We start from the raw sequence: 16,100 nt of genomic DNA on the forward strand, positions 1-16,100 counted from the left end.
GCCGTATGGCCTGCCCGAAGGGCTACCACAGATCGCCCCGGGTGCAGCCGAAAATTTTGCGAGGAACGAGCAAAAATTTCAGCGGCACCCGGGGCGATCTGTGGTTGGCTCCGCCAGGCCATACGGCGGGGGAACCGACGCCCTTCACCCCCCGCTGGCGGCCTGCCGCGCGGCGAGCGCCGCTTGTGAGCTTTTCATCTTTTCATCTTTCGATCTTTCGATCTTGAGAGCGCACCAGCGCTCCCGCCTTGAGAGCGCGAAGCTAAGCCGCCACCGAGCGTCGCTGCGGCGCCCGGTACGCCCAGTTCCACGCCGCCTCGACCGGCCCCCGCGAGTACCGCCCCATCCACCAGGTCGCACCCATCACCAACAGCGCCGACACGACCACCCACGCCGCGACCGTGTACCAAACACCGAACTGAGCAAACCGCCCGTTCAGGTTCAGCGCCCACTGGTAGCACAGCAGGGACGCGATGAGGTTCTGCGCGATGTAGCAGCTCAACGCCATCCGCCCCACCGACGTCACCCCGCGCCGCAGGAACCCCTCCGGCGAGCGCATCCGGTGCACCAGCATGGTGATCGCGCCCAGCAGCCCGAACGACACCGCCGGCGCGCACACGTACCGGTCGACCGCGAACCACTCGCCGCCGGCCAGCGTGGTGACGACGTTCAGCGGCAGCCCCAGGCCCAACCCCCACCCGGCCAGCCGTCGCTGGACGCGCAACCCGCGCTCCGAGTCCTCCAACGCCCCGGCCCGCAGCAGCCGCGCCCCCGCCAGGAACAGCACCGTGCTCAACGGCAGCACGAACACGGCCTCGGCGCGGAACACGTCCACGTACTCGATCCGCGACCGCACCTGCCCGAACCAGCTGGACATGTCGACCGGCAGCGACCCGCCCAGCGACCCGTCGCCCAGGTGCATCGCGTACGTCACCAGCGCGATGAACGCCAGGTGCACCACGAGAGCGCCGACGAGCCACCCCCGCACCACCCGGTCGCTGCGCCCCACCAGGAATGCCACCAGCACGGACACCAGGGCGTAGAACATCAGCACGTCGAACTCGAAGATGAGCACGTAGTGCAGCGCCCCCTCGACCAGCAGCAGCGCCGACCGCCACAGGTACCAGCCGGGCCACTTCATCCCCCGCTTGACCGCCGAGCGGTGCTGCAACGCCAGCCCGATGCCGAACAAGATCGACAGCAGGCCGAGGAACTTGCCGTTGCTGAGCATCCGCAGCAGCGCCCCGCCCCAGTCGTCGGCGCCGGCGAGGAAACCGCCCGGTCCGGCCGGGTCGGTGAAGATCCAGATGTTGGTGCCCAACGTCCCCAGGATGGCCACGCCCCGCAGCACGTCCAAGGCCGTGATCCGAGCACCCATGTCGATCCGACTGCTCATGTCCCCCTCCGGTGAAGATCAGCACCGAAGGTAGGCCGCTCGACGTCGTCGGCGAGTCGGCCGGAGGACCCACGCGAGGTCGCACTTTCGTAGGACTCAGCCCATCGAACGACTGGTCAGCTCGAACGGCTGGCCAGCTCGAACGGCCGGTCAGCGGTGGCGGGCGTGGGCTCGGGCGACCGCGCCCGCACCCAGGATCAGCACGATCGCCACCAAGCCCCATCGGCGCTGGTCCCGCACGTTCCGGTGCCCGTCCGTCGCCAGCTCGGCCTTGGGCTCGGGCCGCCGCAACGGCTCGCGCGACGGAGCCGGGGTCTGCGCGGGCGGCTCTTCGGACGCGGGAGGAGTCGGCGGCGCGGGGGTCGAGGTCGGTGAGATCACCGGAGGTGGTGCGGGGGTGGTGGAAGTGGGCGGCACCAGGGGTGGCTCGGCGGGCGGAGTCGCCGGTGGGGTCGTCACCGGCGTCGTCGGTGGCGTCGTCGGTGGCGTCGTGGGCGGCACGGTCGGATCCGGCGGGTCCACGATCGGGGGCACGCTCAAGCACCCCGCCGCGTCGATGCTGCGCCGCGCCGGCCGCGAGGTGATCTCCGTGACCGCCTCCGAACCGTCCAACGCCACCCGGTACAGCACGCTGCGCCCGTCGTCCCGGTTGCTGGTCACGTACAGCGCGCCGTCCCGCCCCATGACCACCGCGCCGTAACCGTGCGTCGCCGGCAACGTCCCCGTTCCGGGTACGCGGTCCACCCGTCCGGTGTCGGGGTCGATCGCCACGACGTACGCGTGCCCGTACGGGAAGGTCGCCACCCCGTACAGCAGCCCGTCCGCCGGGTTGACGTCGAAGTCGTCCACGTTCAACGCGTGCTGCGGCGGCCACAGCCACGCCTGGCGCACGACCTTCAGGTACCGCGAGCTACCCGGGTCGATGTCCACCCAGTACATCAGGTGCCCGACCCGCACGATGAGCTTCTCCCCCACCACCACGCCGGCGGTGGCGTGCTTGAGGAAACCCGGGTGGCCGGTCGAGCGGGCCACGGGGTGCCCGGTGCGGTCCAGCACGACGATCCCGCCGTCGTCGTCCACCCCGTACACCCGGTCCTGCGCCGCCGAGTACCCGATGGCGTTGACCCGCGCGTCCAGGGTGTGCAACACCTCCGCCGAGCCCGAGGGCAGTTCCACCCGGTACACCGTCGACGGACCCCACTGGTCCGCCTCGACCTGGATGGCCACGCAGGCCAGGACCTCCAGCACGGCCTCAGCCGAACCGCTCGACGGCCGCCTGGAACGCGTCCGGTCCCAGTTCGGCCCCACCGCCGTAGGGGTTCTGCAGCTGGTAGGTCGCGTACAGCAGCAGCGTGATGGTGGCCGCGAGCGTCGCCACGATGACCACGTGCGTGCGCATCAACGGCCCGCCGAACAGCAGCGGCAGCCCGATGGCCAGGAAGCTGCCGACCACCAGCACGAACCACACCACGGTGCTCACGCCGCCGCCGGCGGTGTCCAGCCGCGACTGCCGGGCCTCGTAGACCTGCCACAGCTGGTTGGCGGCCTCGGCCTTGCGGTCGACCTGCCACTCGTTGTCGGCGGGCGCGTTGGCCACGACCTGGCGGATGCGGTCGAGCTGCGACCAGCCGGTGGACTCGAATTCGACACCCTCGCGCAGTTTCGGCCATTCGTCGTTGATGACCGTGATCGCGTAAGCCCGGGAAAGTGAGCGGACCTCGTCACCGGTTTCCTTGGACAGGGCGTCGGACGCCCAGGTCGCCGCCACCAGCCCGTCTGCCTCCTTGTACGACGATTCGTCGGCCTGGTTCACCGCGTCGAACAGGGCGATCAGCACGAACGCCACCAGGACCGCGTGCAGGCCGCCCACGATCGTGAACACCTGGCCCGCGGCCTCGTTGTTGTCGGGCCGGCCCTGGTCCTCGCCGTACTTGCGGATGAGGTAGGCCAGCACGGCGGCGATCACCGCCGCGCCGAGCACCCACAACAGACCCGTGGCGTAAACGTTCATGCGGTCCTCTCACAACCCGGAATGAATTCCACAGATCTGCGAATTCGTCGCTTCCGAAAGGTAGTGAGCGGGCCGCCGCCACAACAAGCTCGTTCATCCGTGTGCCGGCAAAAGCCCAACCGTAGTGTGAACCTTCCACCCGACCGTGGAGTAATGCCCGGCCCACGTCCGCGCGGATGCGGTTCCACACCCCTCCTCGGGCTAGTCGGCTGCTCCAACGGTGTCCGCGGTCTGGCGACGCTGCGTCGCGGGGATGACGTTGTGCCACCGGTCGAAGACGTTGTCCGGGTCGTACTCGGCCTTCACCTCGGCCAGCCGGGCGTGGTTGGCCGCCCCGAAGCCCGCGACGACCCGGTCCGCGCCCTCGTCGCCGATGAAGTTCAGGTAGACCGCCCCCGTGCTCCACGGTGCCAGGTCTTCGCGCAACGACCGCGCCCAGCGCCGACCGCGGTCGTCGTCGGCCGGGTCCTCCCACAACCCGAACGGGTGAACCACCCAGGGTGCGTCGCGGTCGGCCATCGGCCAGTCCGTGCCGCGCGCCACCGCCCCGCCCCACGGCATCAGCGCCTGCTGCGAGGGCGACGGGGAGGGCATCCGCCGCGCGCCCGCGCAGAACCGCCGCACGGCCTCGTCGGGCAGCGTCGACAGGTACTCGGCGGACCAGTAGTTCCGGAACCCGGGCGGGTCGTCCAGGCTGCACTGGAAGTCCGCGTACGGGATGTCGGTGACCAGCGCGGTGTCCGGCGACAGGGACAGCAGGGGCGCGGCGAAGGACCGCAGTTCCTCCGCACCCCCGACCCACGTCACCAGGACGCCGCAGCACAACTGCCCCACCAGTTCCGGGGGCACGAAGTCCTCCGGCGGCGCGGTCAGGTAGATCAGGCCGCCGCCCATCTCCTCGGGCGCGTCGGCGGCGAAGTCCCGGTAGCGCAGGGCCATGTCCTCGCCGTCGGAGGCGGGCCGCAGCACCAGCGCGAAGGAGAACCCGGGCAGCGGGTGCACGCGGAAGGTGAAGGAGGTGGCGATGCCGAAGTTGCCGCCGCCGCCGTGCAGCGCCCAGAACAGCTCGGGCCGCTCGGTCTCGCTCGCGGTGACCTCGCGGCCGTCCGCCAGGACCAGGTCCACCGACAGCAGGTTGTCGCACGCCAGGCCGAACTTGCGCTCCAGCCACCCCGAGCCGCCGCCGAGGGTGAGCCCGCCGACGCCGGTGGTGGACACCCGGCCGCCGGTGGTGGCCACGCCGTGCGCCTGGCACGCCCGGTCCACGGCCGACCAGGTGGCGCCGCCGCCGACCACCGCCGTGCGGGCGTCCGGGGAGACGGTCACGGCGTTCATCCGGCGCAGGTCGAGCACGAGCCCGTCCTGGACCAGGGACGCGCCGGCGACGCTGTGCCCGCCGCTTCTGACCGCCACCGGCAGGCCTTGCGCACGGGCGAAAGCGAGCGCTTCTTTCACGTCCGTGGGGTTGAGGCACTGGGCGATGACCTCGGGCGTGGTCTCGATGGCGCTGTTGAACACCGCGCGGGCGGCTTCGAAGCCCTCGTCCCGCCGGGTGAGCACGGTGCCGCCGAACCGGCCGCGCAGAGCCGAGACGTCCGTCATGGTCGACCTCCTCGTCGAAGCCCCCAGCGCGGTCCAGGGTGGACCCGGACGCGCCGGACCGCGCGGGCTGGTCACGAGGCCGTAAGGAACGGCGTCGGACCGTGCCCGCGCGGTTTCGGTGCGCGTCGACCTGGGACCGGAGCGGGGGTCGCTACGAGTTGACCTGCCAGTGGACGTTGACCTTGTACTGGCCGCCGTGCCCGGTGAACCACATCGACGTGCTGGGCAGCCGGTGGTTGGTCCAGCCCAGGTGGGCCGGGTTGTTGTACAGGAACTCGTACCGGTGCGGCAGCTCGACGTGCGCGGTGCGGGCCTCGAACAGGTCGTCCTGGAACAGCTCCAGCAGCCAGTCCACGAACACGCCGACCAGCCAGCCGACGAGCTGCCCGAGCGCCTCGGCGATGGCCGCGCCGACGTACGGGGTGAGCACGGCGGCCACGGCCTGCGCGATGACCTGCGTGACCTTGTCCTTCACCTTCGCCCACGCCGCCTGCACGGCCGCCGCGAACCCGCTGCCGTCCTGCTCGGCCAGCATCACCACGGCCAGGTAGCTGCGGGGCCACGGCCCGGACGCGGCCAGGTCGAAGGAGGTGAACAGGCGGCCCGGGTCGGCGTAGGTCTTGGCCTTGCCGTCGTAGAAGCCGTCGCCGACGAACCACTGGGACACCTTCTTGGTGGTGCCCTGGTGGTCCACGCGCAGGCCGCCCGCGACGATCTCGTCGTCACCGGGCCACTCGGGGTTGGTCTCGTCCACGCACTTCACCCGCTCGACCCGGAAGTCCAGCGAGGACAGCTTGGCCAGCTTGCTGAAGTCCAGGTGCAGCTCGTACGCCTTGCGCTGGGCGTCCTGCTCGGCGGCCTTCTCCGCCGCCTCCAGCGCGGCGGCGCGGTCGAGCAGGGACTTCTTCAGGGCGTCGGAGTCGAAGCGGACGTCGGAGAAGGCCCCGTCGAAGCCGATCTTGCGGAACTCGTCCGGGGTGAGCCGCGCGTGCCGGCCGAACTGGGCGGTGCGGGTCTCGACGTCGGACTCCAGCAGGGTCTGGGCGTACTTGACGATCGGCTCCAGCCGGTCGGCGGGCAGGGTGCGCAGGCCGGACTGGAGGTCGAACTCGACCGTGCCCTCGGCGTAGGGGTGGCCGAGGTCCGCGGCGACCGCGGCGTAGGAGTAGCGCAGGGCCTGGTTGGCGTCCTGGGCGATCGCGGCGACCTGCGGGTCGCGCACCGGCCCCGGTCCGGGGGTCGGCGGCAGGTCGTCGGGGTCCTGGGTGATCACCGGCCGGGGCTCCTGCGCGACCGCCTGGAGGGGCACGGTGGTCGCGGCGGCGGCCAGCACGAGCAGCGGAACGGCGTAACGGCGGAGGCCCGAGAGGCGACCGCGGGGGTGTGTGGTCATCGGAGAGCCCTTCTCGTGGGGGAAGTCACGGGGAGAGGTCTACGGACGGCGGGTTGTCGCGCGGCTGCGCGCCGGTTGTGGCGCGGTTCGGCGTGCTGGGTCCGGTCGGGGCGGAAGGTCCGGCGGGTCCGGCGGCGTTGACCGGTGCCCGGCAGCGGGCCGTGCTGGGGGTGTTGGCGCTGCACGCCGGGCAGGTGTTGCCGTTCACCCGGCTGGTGGACGTGCTGTGGGGCGAGGACCCGCCGCGCACGGCGGTGAAGACGCTGCACAGCCACGTGGCGCGCATCCGGCAGGCGCTGGCCGCGTCGGGGCTGCCGGACGTGCTGCGCACCCGCGAGCCCGGGTACCTGCTGGACGCGGCGGTCGAGGTGGACGCGCACCGGTTCGAGGCGTTGCTGGCGGCGGGCCGCCGGGAGGGGTCGGCGGAGAAGCTGCGGGAGGCGCTGGCGCTGTGGCGCGGTGACGCGTTCGCCGACGTCCCGCTGACCGGCTGGGGCGAGCGCGAGGTGGAGCGCCTGCACGACCTGCGGCAGAGCGCTGTCGAGGAGCTGTGGGAGCACGCCATCCGGGACGGCGAGCACGAGGCCGCCGTGGCGGAACTACCCCGGCTGCTGGCGCGGAACCCGCTGAACGAGCGGCTGACCCGGCTGCACATGCTGGCCCTGTACCGCTGCGGCCGGCACACCGACGCCCTGGACTCCTTCCAGCGCCTGCGCGAGCTGCTGGCCGACGAGTTCGGCGTGGACCCCGGCCCCGAGGTGCTGGAGCTGCACACCGCGATCCTGCGCCGGGACGCGTCCCTCGACCCGCCGCGTCCGACCGCCGCTCCCGCCCAGCTACCGGCGACCGTGGGCCACTTCACCGGGCGCGCGGACGTGCTGGCCGAGCTGGACCGGGCGGACGTGCCGGTGGTGGTCGTGTCCGGTCCGGCGGGCATGGGCAAGACGTCGCTTGCGGTGGAGTGGGCGCACCGCGTGGCGCACCGGTTCCCCGGCGGACGGCTGTTCCTGGACCTGCGCGGGCACGACCCCGACCGTGCGCTGACCGGTGCTCAGGCGCTGGCGCACGTCCTGCGGGCGCTGGACGTGCCGGAGGACCGCATCCCGGCCGACGAGGAGGAACGGGCCGCGCTCTACCGGACGCTCCTGCACGACCGGCGGTGCCTGGTCGTGCTGGACAACGCGGGTCGCGCCGACGACGTGCTCCCCCTGGTGCCCGGCGGGTCGAGCCTGCTGGTCGTCACCAGCCGCCGGTCACTCGCCGCCCTGGCGACCCGGCACGCCATCCACGCCGTGGTGCTGGACGCCCTGTCCCCCACCGACTCGGAAGCCCTGCTGCGCAAGGTGCTCGGCCCCCGCGCGGACACCGAGGCCACCGCCGAACTGGCCCGTCTCTGCGGCGGGATGCCGTTGGCCCTGCGCATCGCCGCCGCGAAGCTGTTGGGCGCTCCCGCCCGTCCCGTCGCCGCGCTGGTCGCCGAACTGCGTGCCGCACGCCTGGACAACCTGGCCGTGGACGGCGACTCGCGGACCGTGGAGACCGTCCTGGCCAGCGCCTACCGCCCGTTGGACGCCACCTCCGCCCGCCTGTTCCGCCGGTCCGGCATCGCACCCGGCCCGACCTTCAGCACCGCGCTGGCCGCCGCACTGTCCGATGTGGACAACCCGAACCTGGACCCGCTGACCACCGCCCACCTGCTCACCGAAACGGCACCGGACCGGTTCCGCTTCCACGACCTGGTGGGCGAGTACGCGCGCAAGCGCTTGGCGGACGACGACGAGCCGGAGGTCGCCGCCCGCCTGCTGGACTGGTACCTGTTCGTGGCGCACGAGGCCAACGAGCTGGTCAACCCGGACCGCGACCTGGTCAAGCCGACCCTGCGCTTCCCGCCACCCAAGGCGCCCTTCGCCCCGGACCGCCACGAGGCCCTGGCGTTCCTGGAGGCCGAACGGGACAACCTGCTGCCGGTGGTGCGGTTCGCCCGGGACCGCGACCCCACCGCCGCCTGGCAGCTCACCTACCTGCTGACCAGCTTCGCGGAGGCCACCGGCCACTGGCACGACCGGGTCGAGCTGTGCCGGGTCGCGGTCGAGGCGGCGGCGGGCGACCCGCGAGCCGAGGCCGAGATGCTGCGCGCGTTGGGCGTCGCGTACTTCATGACCCGGCAGTTGGAGGCGGCCGTGGACGCCAACCACCGCGCGCTCACCGCCGTCCGCGCGGCCGGCGACCTCGCCGGTGAGGGGCACGTGCACAACAACCTCGCCAACGCCTACGCCGAACTGCGCCGCTTCGACGACGCCGTCACCGCGCACCTGGAAGCCGTCGACTGCTGCACCCGAGCGGGCAGTCGGCTGGGCACCGCGCTGTCCCAGCGCAACCTCGGCCACACCTACATCCGGATGGGCCGCCCGGAAGCAAGCCTCGCGCCGCTGCGGGCCGCGCTCACCGCGTTCCGCGACCTGGGCAACGTGCGACTGGAGGCAGGCACCTTGGACACCCTCGGCGAGGCGCACCTGGGTCTCGGCGACACCGCGCAGGCCCTGGACGACCTGGCACACGCCCTGCGGCTGAGCCGCGACATCGGCGACCGGTGGCTGGAGTGGGAGGTGCTGGTCGACATCGGCCGCGCCCACCTCGACGGCGACCACCACGGGGTGCCGTTCTTCGCGCAGGCGCTGGAGATCAGCCGCGAGGTGGACGACCGCCACGGCGTGGCCACCGTCCTGGACCTGCTCGGCCGCGCCCACCTGCGGGCGGGCGACCTCGCGGCGGCGGAGGACGCCCTGGCGCTGGCCACGGCCGAGCGGTCCCGCGTGCCCGACCCGTTCGAGGAGGCCAACCTGGAACGGGACCTGGGCGACCTGGCCGACCGCCGCGACCGCCCGGCCGACGCGCGCGACCACTGGGACCGGGCGATCCGGCTGTTCCAGCGGGTCGGCGCGACGGCCGAGGCGGCGGAGGTCAGGACTCGGGCCTGATCGCGACCTTCTCGACCGGGTTGCCCACCGTGCCCGCCGAGGTGGCGAACACCTCCAGCGCGAAGGTCTCCTCACCCTCGACCTCGACGTCGGGCAGGGTCTGGACCTGGACGTCCACCGCCGTGGCGCCCTTGGGCACGGTCAGCTTGAGGTCCTTGGCCGGCACGTAGTCCAGCCCGGCCACCGCGGTCACGTCCAGCGTCCGGTACCGCACCACGAACGCGGCGCGGGCTGGCGTGGACAGCTGCAACGGGATCTTGCAGCTCTCCGGGACCCAGCAGATCTTCCCGCCGCTGACGGAGATCGCCATGGGTGGCGCGACCTTGCCGTCGTCGTCGAGCAGGGTCGCGGTGGCGGCCCCGAGGAACGCGCCGCGCGTGGTGTAGAGGGCGAGGGAGAACGACTCGTCCTCCTCCGGTCCGACGTCGGGGACCACCGGCACCGACACCGACGTGCCGACGCCGCCGCCGGGTTGCCAGGTGCCCTCCACGAACTCGAAGTCCTGGCCGGCGGTGGCCGTGCCGCTCTGCGTGCGGTAGACCACCGCGCCGCTGGTCGTGCAACCCTGCGGCACCGAGGCCGTGAGCTGGAAGCCGACCGTCCCGGCCGTGTCGCCCTCGTACAGCTCGGGTTGCGCGGCCGTGACGCCGAACTTGGTGGGTGTGCAGGTCTCGGCGTGCGCGGCGGTCACCGGGACGACGGCGCCGAGCGCCACCGCCAGCACGACCACCGCGCGTCTCATCGTGAACGTCATGCCCGCAGTTCTACGGCGACCCGGTTGTGGTTCGGTTGTGACGCTCACCCGGCGAACAACAACGCCAGTCCACCCGCCGTGTACCCCACCATGAGCAGCAACAACGGCACCTGCCCGGTCAACTGCCGTTCCGGGGACAGCAGCCGCAACGACCGGTCGTGCGCCGCCACCACGGCCACCACGTGCCCCGCCAACACCGCCCCGATCTGCACGGACGCCACCACGACCGGCGACGGGACACCCGGCTCGAACCCCTCCACCCCGACCAGCAACGCCACCGCCCGCGGCCCTTCCACGACCAGCAACGAGAAGTAGTGCGCCACCACGTACCCCGCCACGATCGGGATCAACGAGTGCGCCAACTCCGCCCCGAACGCCCGGCAGGCCCACAGGTAGCTCCCCGCCACCACCACAACCGCGCCCACCAACCCCACCCAGTCCGGCAAGCCCAGCCGCGCCCACGACGGCGTGGCCCCGATGCTGTCGAACGCCGTCGACCCCAGGCACACCGCGACCACCGCCACCAGCCCAGGCTTCACCGGCGTGCCCACCAGCCCCCGGAACGGATTACCCCGCACCGGCGACAACCGCCCCAACAACGTCGAGTACACCTCGAACCCGTCGGCGTGCTCGAACCACTCGCCCCCGAACACCACCCCGCCCACTACCCCCACCACGCCATACCCCACCAGGAACCACCCCAAGGCCCCCGGCTCGACCAACTCCACCCACGTGAACGCCAACAACCCCAGAGCCGCCGGCCAGTACCCCAACCACGCCGGGTATTCCCGACCGATCGACCACCGAGCCGCCAGCCGCAACGGGTTGACCACCCGCCACACCGGCCCGAACACCATCGACAGGAACGCGACCCCGACCCACACCACCACGAACACCAGGTGCGGCCAGGCCCCGCCAGGCACGAACACAACCCCGACCGCCACCACCACCCGCACCGGCCACCACCGGTCCGCCCGAACCACCTCGACCCGCACGACGAACCGGGGCTTGGTCCACAACACCCCCAACGCGAGGAAGGAAGCCAACAACGCCACCGCCGCCCCTTGCAGCACGAGGTCGAGGGGCAACGGCAGGTCGTGACTCTCCCCCACCCCGTGGGCGAGAACCGTCACCGCACCACCAACTGAGCCAGCAAGGTGTCCGGGTGCGCCTCCACGTCGAAGGTCCCCGTCCGGTCAGCCACGAACTTCACGACCGCCGGCTTCCCCTCCTCGGCAACGCCCTTCACGTCAAACCCGTGCACATGGACCTCGACGGACGCCCGACTGGTGACGGTGATCTCGACTGCCTGTCCCTTCACCGCCTCCACCCGCTGCGGCGAGGGCGAATCCGCCGACAACGACAACACCAACGGCCCTCGCGGCGACTCGGCGGGCGCAGCGGAACACCCCGCCACCACCAACAACAACGCCAACAGCCCCCGGATCACCGAGCCAGTTCCTTCCGCATCCGCAAGAACCCACCCACGGCCAACCCCGCTCCCCCGCCCAACGTCAACGCCACCAACACCCGATCGACCACCCCGGGCCCCGCGAACGGCAGCTGCGCGAACCGGAAGCTGTCGAAGTCCGGGATCCCCGCCACCACCAACATCGCCCCCACCACGGCCGCCACGAACGACGCCGCCGACTTCCCCCGTGCCGCCGCAACCCCGGCCACAACGGCCAGCGGCCAACACACCACCCCAACCCCGCTGGCGCCCAAGAACAACGGCAGGAACGCCCCGCCCGTCACCGCCAACGTCGACCCCACCGCATGCACGACATGCGCCAGCGCCACAACACCAACCCCAGCCACCAACCCCCACCGCGACCGCACGACCCACGCCCCCGCGACCGCCAGGACCGCCACCACACCCATCCACAGCCACACCGGCGGCGGCGGATACCGCTCCACCACCCCCTGCACCACAGAAGCCCCGATCGGAATCTCCCACCGATCACCCGCCAAACGATCGTCCCGAAAACGAACGTTCTCCCCAGGAGCGATCAGGTGCCCCGCCACGGTCAGCGCCTCACGCCCACCGTTGCGGACCTCCAACTGCGTGCCGTGGTTGACCACCCGAGCCGAAACCCCGTCCAACGGCGGTGAAATCCCGACCACCCGGCTCAACTCGTTCCGCGGCACCAACCCACCCGCGTGCGCATGGGCAGGCGCCGGGAACAACACCATGACCAACAGCGCCAACAACACCCTCATGAGCGTCGAGCGGGCACGAACACCACCGCGAGCAACAACCCGTGCAGGGCAGCCACCACCGGCGCACCCGTCCACATCTCGGTGACACTGGGCATCCGCCCCGCCGACACCCCAGCCACAGCGAAGTACAACACCCACATCACCAACGGCACGACCGCCGCAAAAACTCGATACTCCCGCAACCGCTCCTCGGACGGCCGCAACTTCCACAGCAACACGTCCGCGACCACACCCGACACCACGAAGGCCGCCGCGATCTCCAGGTTCTCGTAGTTGGCCACGGCCGTGCTCAACAACATCACCACGACCTGCAACAGGGTGGCCGTCCCCACCGGCACCCGGAACCGCCGTACCGCCAACAACAACGGCGTCAGCAGCACAACATTCGTCACCACGATCGAGGCCGCCAACCGGTTGGCCCCACCGGACCCGCCCTGCCCCTTCTCGAAGCTGAACGCCCGCACCACACCTTCGGCCCCGTACACCGTCGCGTCCGCGTACTGCACGAACAACAACACCAACGCGGTGGCGAACGACAACGCCAACGCCGCCGGCAGGAACCGCGCGAACGAGGGACTACCGCCCTCCGCCCACGCGGTCCGCAACGGCGTGGTGAGGATGACGATCATCGACGTGATCAGCCCGAGGTGCGTGGGGCTGAACAGGATGTCGATCCCCTGCTCGATCCCGATGAACGTGTGCCAGAGGTAGTCCCCGAACCCGCACACCGCGAACACCGGCAACGCCACCACAGCCGGCCCGTACCCCTGCGGCACCGCCGCAAGCCCCCGCCGCCCGTCCTGGAGGTTGCGCCAGACCTGCCACAGGATCCAGGCGGCGGTGGCCGCGAACCCGGAGTAGAACACCGCGTGCCACGGCGTGAAGAACGTTTCCAGCTCGGGCACGTTCGAGTGCGCCCAGGCATCGAGGAACAACCCCAACGAGAACCACGTGCCCAACAGCACGGTGACCAGATCCGTGCGGTAGGAAGCCCTGATCCGCCCCTGTTGCAACATGATCACCAGCCTGGCAACCCACCCCCGCGCCAACCACCCGGCCAGCCCCACCCCATGGTGCGGCTACCCGCACCACGAGCCGCACCCCCACCCGCCCTTGGGCGCGCGAAGCGCGCACACGTGCCACCCAGCTTCGTTTCATCCCCGTATGGCCTGCCCGAAGGGCTACCACAGATTTCCCCGGGTGCGGCCAAATTTTTGTGAGGAACGAGCAAAAATTTCGCGGCACCCGGGGAAATCTGTGGTTGGCTTGTCCAGGCCATACGGGGATGAAACGAAGCCCACCCACCCAAGCCGAGCCCGACCGCCTTCATCCTTGGCGGCCTGCCCGCCGGCGAGGCGCTTTTCGCGTTTGTCGTTTGTCTTCCTCACCCGTTGAGGTACCGCAGCACCGCCAACACCCGCCGGTGATCATGGGGACTGGCCGACAGGTCCAGCTTCGCGAAGATGCTCGTGCAGTGCTTCTCCACCGTCCGCTCCGCGATGAACAGCCGCTGCGCGATCGCCTGGTTCGTCCGCCCCTCCGCCATCAACGCCAGGACCGCCCGCTCCCGATCCGTCAACCGGTCGTCGCTGTCCCCCCGCCGCCGGGTCAGGAGCTGCGCCACCACCGACGGGTCGAACGCCGAACCCCCGCTGCCCACCCGCCGGATGGCCGCCGCGAACTCCGCCAGGTCCGACACCCGGTCCTTCAGCAGGTAGCCCACCCCGTCAGCGCCGGCGTCGAGCAGCTCGGCCGCGTAGCTGACCCGCACGTACTGGGACAGCACCACCACCCCCACCGCCGGGTACCGCTGCCGCAACAGCACCGCCGCCCGCAACCCCTCGTCGGTGTGGGTGGGCGGCATCCGGATGTCCACCAGGGCCACGTCCGGCAGGTGCGACCCGACCGCCGCCACCAACGACTCCGCGTCCTCCACCGCCGCCACCACGGAGAACCCCGCCTCGGCCAGCAGCCGCGTCAGCCCTTCCCGCAACAACGTCGAATCTTCCGCGATCACGACCCGCACGACAGCCCCCTCACGCCCCGCACGGCAGCCCCTCTCACTAACCGCACGGCAACCCCCTCACGACCCGCACGGCAGCACCACCCGCACGCTCGTCCCCGCCCCGACCGCGCTGACGACCTCCATCGTCCCGCCCGCCGCCTCCACCCGCTCCCCCAGCCCCCGCAACCCCGACCCCCCGACCCCGGTCCCAGCCCCGACCCCGGTCCCAGCCCCGGCCCCGGTCCCGGCCACGTCCGCCCCACCGCACCCGTCGTCGTCCACCCGCACCACCAACGCCCCGTCCCGCAACCCGATGTCCACCCGCACCGCCGACGCCTCGGCGTGCTTGCTGACGTTCGCCAACGCCTCGGCCACCACGTAGTAAGCCGTCGTCTCCACCACCGCCGGCAGCACGGCGTCCACCGAGTACGACACCTCCACCCGCAACGGCCCCAACGCGGTCAGCTCCCGCACGGCACCGTGCAACCCGCGCTCGGCCAGTACCGGCGGGTGGATGCCGTGGCACACCGCGCGCACGTCCTCGATGGTCGTCAACACGGCCGCCTTGGCCTCGCCCACCAACCCCCACCCGCCGTTGGCCTCGGCCAACCCCAACGTCATCGCCACCGACAGCAACCGCTGCTGCACCCCGTCGTGCAGGTCGCGCTCCAACCGCCGCCGCTCGGCGTCCGCCGCGAGCACCAACTTCCCCCGCGACTCGGCCAACTGCCGCACCCGCGCCCGCAACTCGGCCGTCAGCCGCTCGTTCTCCAACGCCAGCCCCACCGCCGCGCACGCCGCCTCCACCACCTCCAGGTCGAGCCCGGGGTCATGCAACACCACCGCAACCGGCTCGCCACCCACATCCACCCGGGTCTGCGCGCCCCCGCCCGCAACCACACCCCCTCCCGCAACCACACTCCCGCCCCCGCCCGCGTCCCCGACCACCTCGCCGGACGCGTCGACGTACCGCTCCTCGGCCGCCATCCAGTACCCGACCCGCAACCCGGGGTCCTTCAACGCCGCCGCCAACGCCTCCTGCACCCCACCGGGCACCACCCGCGCACCGCTCAACCGCACCACCAGGTCGGCCACCCCGCCCCGGTCCATCCGCCGCCGCAACAACCCCGCCACGTACGCCACCGGCACACCGGCCAACGCCAGCATCAACGTCACCACCGGCGGGTCGAACCCGGACCGCGCCATCGGGTCCCACGCCGCGTACACCACCACCGCCACGCTCGACGCGCCCAGCATCGAGGTCAACGTCCGCCGCTGCGCCAGGCTGCTGACGCTCCACCGGTGGACCTGCAACCCCAGGATCACCAAGCCCAGCACCACGGTCAGCGGTGTCTCGGCGTCCAGCACCGCCACCGAGAACCAGTCGCACGGCCGCCGGTTCGCCACGCACAGCAACACCGCGAGCCCGTACCCGGTCCCCACCACCAGCCGCCGCGGCCACGTCAGCAGCCGCCCGGTCGGGAACGCCGTCACCAGGTGCGCCAACACGGCCGGCCACATCTTGGACACCAGGAACAGCGGGAAGAACGCCGAGCGCGGCACGGTGTAGTCCAACACCCACACGACACCGACCAGGACCATCAGCACGCCGATCCGGTTGCGCGGCTGAGCCCGCCGCCCCACCACGCCGGCCACCACGTAGCACACACCCACCGCGGCGATCGCCGACGACAGCAGCATGTCGCCCAAGCTACCCAGACATCACAGCCACCCGGAGATC

Annotated in this window: 13 protein-coding genes; 1 reads left to right on the forward strand and 12 read right to left on the reverse strand. The window is 71.7% G+C overall.

The features are described from left to right. Positions 1-262: 262 nt before the first annotated feature. The 5 genes from DFJ66_RS10770 to DFJ66_RS10790 form a co-directional block, all read right to left on the reverse strand. Positions 263-1,396, reverse strand: coding sequence for a DUF418 domain-containing protein (locus DFJ66_RS10770; protein WP_246029683.1), 1,134 nt, complete (start codon positions 1,394-1,396; stop codon positions 263-265). A 150-nt stretch (positions 1,397-1,546) separates the two neighbouring features. Next, positions 1,547-2,644 (reverse strand): DUF6923 family protein, encoded by a 1,098-nt coding sequence (locus tag DFJ66_RS10775; RefSeq protein WP_121220380.1) that lies wholly within the window; start codon positions 2,642-2,644, stop codon positions 1,547-1,549. A gap of 4 nt (positions 2,645-2,648) precedes the next feature. Further along, complete coding sequence (locus tag DFJ66_RS10780; protein ID WP_121220383.1) at positions 2,649-3,407, reverse strand: bestrophin-like domain; 759 nt, start codon at positions 3,405-3,407, stop codon at positions 2,649-2,651. A gap of 201 nt (positions 3,408-3,608) precedes the next feature. Next, complete coding sequence (locus DFJ66_RS10785) at positions 3,609-5,009, reverse strand: FAD-binding oxidoreductase (RefSeq protein ID WP_121220385.1); 1,401 nt, start codon at positions 5,007-5,009, stop codon at positions 3,609-3,611. 151 nt (positions 5,010-5,160) lie between these two features. Beyond that, the gene (locus tag DFJ66_RS10790) at positions 5,161-6,402 is read right to left on the reverse strand and encodes a hypothetical protein (RefSeq protein ID WP_121220387.1); all 1,242 of its coding nucleotides are present in this window, start codon (positions 6,400-6,402) and stop codon (positions 5,161-5,163) included. A gap of 53 nt (positions 6,403-6,455) precedes the next feature. Between DFJ66_RS10790 and DFJ66_RS10795 the strand changes: the two genes are divergently transcribed. Next, positions 6,456-9,380, forward strand: a complete 2,925-nt coding sequence (locus DFJ66_RS10795; protein WP_246029684.1) for an AfsR/SARP family transcriptional regulator — start codon at positions 6,456-6,458, stop codon at positions 9,378-9,380. On the opposite strand, the gene DFJ66_RS10800 is transcribed toward DFJ66_RS10795, so the two are convergent. From DFJ66_RS10800 to DFJ66_RS44955, 7 genes are all read right to left on the reverse strand, one after another. Further along, complete coding sequence (locus tag DFJ66_RS10800; RefSeq protein WP_121220389.1) at positions 9,364-10,134, reverse strand: Calx-beta domain-containing protein; 771 nt, start codon at positions 10,132-10,134, stop codon at positions 9,364-9,366. The two genes, DFJ66_RS10795 and DFJ66_RS10800, sit on opposite strands and share 17 nt — an antisense overlap. Before the next feature lie 44 nt (positions 10,135-10,178). After that, the gene (locus DFJ66_RS44950) at positions 10,179-11,267 is read right to left on the reverse strand and encodes a hypothetical protein (RefSeq protein WP_121220391.1); all 1,089 of its coding nucleotides are present in this window, start codon (positions 11,265-11,267) and stop codon (positions 10,179-10,181) included. Continuing rightward, a complete protein-coding gene (locus tag DFJ66_RS10810) occupies positions 11,264-11,584 on the reverse strand; it encodes a cupredoxin domain-containing protein (RefSeq protein WP_121220393.1) in 321 nt (106 codons plus the stop codon). Before DFJ66_RS10810 ends, DFJ66_RS44950 begins: the two co-directional genes overlap by 4 nt. Further along, on the reverse strand, positions 11,581-12,282 hold the full coding sequence (locus tag DFJ66_RS10815; protein WP_147459201.1) for a hypothetical protein: 702 nt from the start codon (positions 12,280-12,282) through the stop codon (positions 11,581-11,583). The genes DFJ66_RS10810 and DFJ66_RS10815 overlap by 4 nt, the downstream gene beginning before the upstream one ends. Positions 12,283-12,350: 68 nt before the next feature. Then, complete coding sequence (locus tag DFJ66_RS10820) at positions 12,351-13,370, reverse strand: hypothetical protein (protein WP_121230995.1); 1,020 nt, start codon at positions 13,368-13,370, stop codon at positions 12,351-12,353. Positions 13,371-13,738: 368 nt separating this feature from the next. Next, positions 13,739-14,380, reverse strand: a complete 642-nt coding sequence (locus tag DFJ66_RS10825; RefSeq protein ID WP_121220397.1) for a response regulator — start codon at positions 14,378-14,380, stop codon at positions 13,739-13,741. Between the two features lie 57 nt (positions 14,381-14,437). Then, complete coding sequence (locus DFJ66_RS44955; RefSeq protein WP_121220399.1) at positions 14,438-16,060, reverse strand: sensor histidine kinase; 1,623 nt, start codon at positions 16,058-16,060, stop codon at positions 14,438-14,440. Positions 16,061-16,100: the final 40 nt, after the last annotated feature.

It is taken from the genome of Saccharothrix variisporea (assembly GCF_003634995.1).
Lineage (GTDB): Bacteria > Actinomycetota > Actinomycetes > Mycobacteriales > Pseudonocardiaceae > Actinosynnema > Actinosynnema variisporeum.

Bases quoted from the DNA above. Each gene is read 5' to 3' on its own strand.
- DFJ66_RS10770 (WP_246029683.1), bottom strand. From the start codon at position 1,396: ATGAGCAGTCGGATCGACATGGGTGCTCGGATCACGGCCTTGGACGTG.
- DFJ66_RS10780 (WP_121220383.1), bottom strand. From the start codon at position 3,407: ATGAACGTTTACGCCACGGGTCTGTTGTGGGTGCTCGGCGCGGCGGTG.
- DFJ66_RS10785 (WP_121220385.1), bottom strand. From the start codon at position 5,009: ATGACGGACGTCTCGGCTCTGCGCGGCCGGTTCGGCGGCACCGTGCTC.
- DFJ66_RS10790 (WP_121220387.1), bottom strand. From the start codon at position 6,402: ATGACCACACACCCCCGCGGTCGCCTCTCGGGCCTCCGCCGTTACGCC.
- DFJ66_RS10800 (WP_121220389.1), bottom strand. From the start codon at position 10,134: ATGACGTTCACGATGAGACGCGCGGTGGTCGTGCTGGCGGTGGCGCTC.
- DFJ66_RS10820 (WP_121230995.1), bottom strand. From the start codon at position 13,370: ATGTTGCAACAGGGGCGGATCAGGGCTTCCTACCGCACGGATCTGGTC.
- DFJ66_RS44955 (WP_121220399.1), bottom strand. From the start codon at position 16,060: ATGCTGCTGTCGTCGGCGATCGCCGCGGTGGGTGTGTGCTACGTGGTG.